This window comes from Micromonospora sp. NPDC048868, assembly GCF_043198195.1.
Taxonomy (GTDB): Bacteria; Actinomycetota; Actinomycetes; order Mycobacteriales; family Micromonosporaceae; genus Micromonospora; species Micromonospora reichwaldensis.
Window position 1 is genome coordinate 1 of the sequence record NZ_JBICUN010000008.1, and the last position, 4,302, is coordinate 4,302.

A 4,302-nucleotide genomic window follows, 5' to 3' on the forward strand; every position below is an offset into this window, starting at 1 on the left:
GAAATCAAACGCTGCCTCACACGCTACGTCGCCCGAGAGCTCTACCGGCGCCTCGAAACCCCACCCCAACCACTTGACGCGGCATAGGAGCGTCCCACCCGGCCTGACTCACCCGGCCTGACCCACCCGGCCCGCCCCGGCCCCGGCCCGGCCCGTTGATCATGAGGTTGTTGCCCTCCGCCCCGGCGTGTCGCGACAACAACTTCATGATCGACCAGGCGGGAGCCAGGCAGGGCGACCACGCGGGAGCCCAGGCGGGAACCGGGGGGCGAGCCGGCGGGAGCCAGGCGGGGCGCACCGGGTGGGGTGGCCCGGTGGGGTGGGTGTGCGGTTTGCGGTGGGTGCGGGTGGGGCGTGCAGTCAGCGCAGCAGGCCGAGCAGGTGGGGCAGGACGCCCGAGGTGGCCAGGATGACCACGCCGATGGCGATGAAGACCGCCGGGACGAGCCAGTGGCCGACGCGCCCGACGAGCCGCGTCACCCGGGGGTGCCCGCCCAGCCACGCCCCGGCGGCGCACCACAGCGCGATGAGCACCACGAAGACCAGCAGGAAGACCGCGCCGTCGGCCGGGCCGAGTGCCCGGAACACCGGCACGTAGACGGCGATGTTGTCGGCGCCGTTGGCGATCGTCACCCCGGCCACGCCGAGCGTCGAGCCGACCACCGCCGGGGCGTCGTCGGCGTCGTCACGCAGCAGCGCGCGGACGCCGAGGGCGACCGGCAGCAGGCCGAGCAGCCCGGTCCACGGCTCGGGCACCACCAGCAGCCCGGCCGCGACCACCGTGCTGGCCAGCGCGAGCGCGCCGATGCCCAGGTACTGCCCGGCGACGATCTGCCAGGTGCGCGGCCGGCCGGTGGTGCGGGCGGCGACGAAGAACAGGGTCAGGACGACGATGTCGTCGATGTTGGTGGCGGCGAACACCACGGCGGCGCCGGCCGCGGTGCCCAACAGGTCGATCACGCCAGCAGGGTACGGCGCGGTCACCCGTCACCCCCGGCGCCGGGGCCGGGCGGGCCCCGGGCCGCGTCGGGAGCATCACGCTATCGGGAAGCTGACATTGCATAGCGTGTCGGTTGGCGAAGAGTTGATATCTGGCGCATGATCGTTCGAGGCGGTCTAATAGGTGGGACCGTATCCGAACCGCACAGTCTGGGACGTGAGGACACAGCATGGCAGCCACTGGCACAGCCACCAGCACTGAGAAGGGTCGCCGGATCGTCGGAGCCGAGCGTCAGACGCTCGCCAAGGACCTGGTAAAGCGGTACACCTCGGGTGAGAGCATCCGCGCGCTCGCGGCCTCGACCGGCCGTTCCTACGGGTTCATCCACCGGGTGCTCACCGAGTCCGGGGTTCAGCTGCGGCAGCGTGGCGGCGCCCGACGCCGCAAGAAGGCGTGACCCGCCCACCAGCGTCGTCCATCAGCGCCGCTCCCCGGATCGCTCGGTGACCGCCGAGACGACCGGGGTCCGGCTGGAATGCGACGGGCCGGTCGCGACGGTCACGTTGTGCCGGCCCGACGTGCTCAACGCGCAGACCCCGGCGATGTGGCGCGCGATGAGCGACTTCTCGCGGGACCTCCCCGGCGACGTCCGCGTCGTGGTCGTACGCGGCGAGGGGCGGGCGTTCTCCGCCGGCCTCGACCTGTCGGTGGCCGGTGCGTCCGGTCCGGGGTCGTTCGCCGAGCTGGCCACCCTACCCGAGCAGGAGTGCGCCGACCGGATCGCGGAATACCAGGGCGGCTTCACCTGGCTGCACCGTCCCGACGTCGTCACCGTCGCCGCCGTGCAGGGGCACGCGATCGGCGCCGGCTTCCAGCTGGCGCTCGCCTGCGACCTTCGCGTGCTCGCCGAGGACGCGAAGCTCTCCATGGCCGAGGTGACACTCGGCCTGGTCCCGGATCTCGCCGGCACCGGCCGCCTGGTCGACCTGGTCGGCTACAGCCGTGCCCTGGAGATCTGCGCGACCGGCCGGCGGATGGACGCCGCCGAGGCGGACCGGATCGGTCTGGCCACCCTGGTGGTGCCGAACGCCGAGCTGGACGCCGCGGTGCGTGACCTGACCGCAGGGCTGCTGGCCAACGACCGCAACGCGGTGGTGGAGATCAAGGCACTGCTGGCCGGCGCGACCGGTCGGTCCGCCGCCGACCAGCAGCGGGCCGAGCGGGAGGCGCAGACCCGCCGGCTGCGTGATCTCGCCGGGCGGGGAGAGTAAGTCGTAAGGACCGTTCGGGAAGATCAGGGTTACGGTCGAGGTTGTCAGAGTCGTCGGGAGAATTGACCTGACGGTGCGGTCAGCCCGACGACCCGGAGGTGAACGTGTCCCACTCGATGTCGGGCGGCGGCATGACCGGTTGGAGCATGCTCCGGTCGATGCGCAACCGCGACGAGATCTCCACCCACCGACTCAAGCGCGGGGTGGCCCGCAGGATCGTGGCCTTCGCCGGGCCCTACCGCCGGGACATCGTCGTCTTCCTGGTCACGGTGGTGCTGGCCGCCGTCATCGGCGTCGCCACCCCGGTGCTCGCCGGCGACGTCATCGACACGATCACCCGGGGCGGCGCCGACGCCGGCAGCGCGGTGGTCCGGCTGGCCCTCGTCATCGCCGGGCTGGCGGTGTTCGACGCGCTGCTCTCCCTCGCCCAGCGGTGGTATTCGGCCCGCATCGGCGAGGGCATCATCCTCGACCTGCGCACCCGGGTCTACGACCACGTCCAGCGGATGCCGCTGCAGTTTTTCACCCGCACCCAGACCGGTGCGCTGGTCAGCCGGCTCAACAACGACGTGCTCGGCGCGCAGCGGGCGTTCACCTCGACGCTGTCCGGGGTGGTCAGCAACGTCATCCAGCTCGTGCTCACCGCCGCGGTGATGTTCACCCTCTCCTGGCAGATCACCGCGCTCTCCCTGGTGCTGCTGCCGGTCTTCATCATCCCGGCCCGCCGGGTCGGCAAGCGGCTCGCCGAGATCACCCGGGAGTCCTACAACCTCGACGCGAAGATGAACGCGACGATGACCGAGCGGTTCGGCGTCTCGGGCGCGTTGCTCGTCAAGCTCTTCGGCCAGCCCGAGGTGGAGGCGCGCCGGTTCGCCGGGCGGGCCGAGCGGGTCCGCGACATCGGCATCCAGTCCGCGATGTACTCGCGGACCTTCTTCGTGGCGATGCTGCTGGTCGCCTCGCTGGCCCAGGCGCTCACCTATGGGCTCGGTGGCTGGCTGGCGGTCACCGGCAACGTCAGCGCCGGCACCGTGGTGACCCTCGCCCTGCTGCTCACCCGCCTCTACGGCCCGCTGACCGCGCTGTCCAACGTCCGGGTCGACGTGATGAGCGCGCTGGTCTCCTTCGACCGGGTCTTCGAGGTGCTCGACCTGAAGCCGACGATCGAGGAGCGGCCCGACGCGGTGCCGGTGCCCCGGGCCAGCGGCCGGGTCGAGTTCCGCGACGTCCGGTTCCGCTACCCCAGTGCCGCCGAGATCTCGCTCGCCAGCCTGGAGGAGGTCGCCGCCCTCGACCGTACGATCAACGAGCCCGTGCTCAAGGGCGTCTCGTTCGCGGTCGAGCCGGGGCAGATGGTGGCGCTTGTCGGCCCCTCAGGGGCCGGCAAGTCGACGCTGTCCATGCTGATCTCCCGCATCTACGACGTCACCGATGGGCAGGTGCTGGTCGGCGGGGTCGACGTCCGCGACGCCACCCTCGCCTCGCTGCGCGACGAGATCGGCGTGGTCACCCAGGATTCGCACCTGTTCCACGAGACCATCGCCGAGAACCTGCGCTATGCCAAGCCGGACGCCACCGACGACGAGATCTGGGCGGCCCTGGCCGGGGCGCAGGTCGCCGACCTGGTCCGGTCGCTGCCCGAAGGGCTGGAGACCCTCGTCGGCGAGCGCGGCTACCGCTTCTCCGGCGGCGAGAAGCAGCGCATCGCCATCGCCCGGCTGCTGCTCAAGGCCCCGTCGATCGTGATCCTCGACGAGGCGACGGCGCACCTCGACTCGGAGAGCGAGGCCGCCGTGCAGCGGGCGCTGTCGGTGGCGCTGACCGGGCGTACCGCGCTGGTGATCGCGCACCGGCTCTCGACCGTCCGCGACGCCGACCAGATCCTGGTGCTCGACGACGGGCGGATCGTCGAGCGGGGGCGGCACGAGGAACTGGTGGCCGTGGGCGGGCTCTACGCCGAGCTCTACCGCACCCAGTTCGCGGTCGCCGACTCGCCCACCCCGTACGTCGACGCGACCGGGCCCGAGCCGGTGGCCGTGCCGCCGCTGCGGCCCTACCTCGCCGACGAGGCGCTGCCGCCAGCGGCGGCCC

General features: G+C 72.0%; 4 protein-coding genes. 3 read left to right on the plus strand and 1 reads right to left on the minus strand.

The genetic code is table 11. From position 1 onward, the window contains the following. Nucleotides 1-360 precede the first annotated feature (360 nt). Entirely contained in the window at nt 361-960 is a 600-nt protein-coding gene (locus ACGFNF_RS14675) for a cadmium resistance transporter (RefSeq protein ID WP_393168199.1), read from the minus strand. A gap of 209 nt (nt 961-1,169) precedes the next feature. Here ACGFNF_RS14675 and ACGFNF_RS14680 point away from each other — a divergent pair, with 209 nt between their 5' ends. The 3 genes from ACGFNF_RS14680 to ACGFNF_RS14690 all read left to right on the plus strand — a co-directional run. Continuing rightward, the gene (locus tag ACGFNF_RS14680; RefSeq protein WP_007462679.1) at nt 1,170-1,397 is read left to right on the plus strand and encodes a helix-turn-helix domain-containing protein; all 228 of its coding nucleotides are present in this window, start codon (nt 1,170-1,172) and stop codon (nt 1,395-1,397) included. Nucleotides 1,398-1,443: 46 nt separating this feature from the next. Next, nucleotides 1,444-2,211, plus strand: a complete 768-nt coding sequence (locus tag ACGFNF_RS14685) for an enoyl-CoA hydratase/isomerase family protein (protein ID WP_393168201.1) — start codon at nt 1,444-1,446, stop codon at nt 2,209-2,211. Nucleotides 2,212-2,342: 131 nt separating this feature from the next. After that, a partial coding sequence (locus tag ACGFNF_RS14690; RefSeq protein WP_393168623.1) for an ABC transporter ATP-binding protein occupies nt 2,343-4,302 on the plus strand: 1,960 nt, incomplete at its 3' end.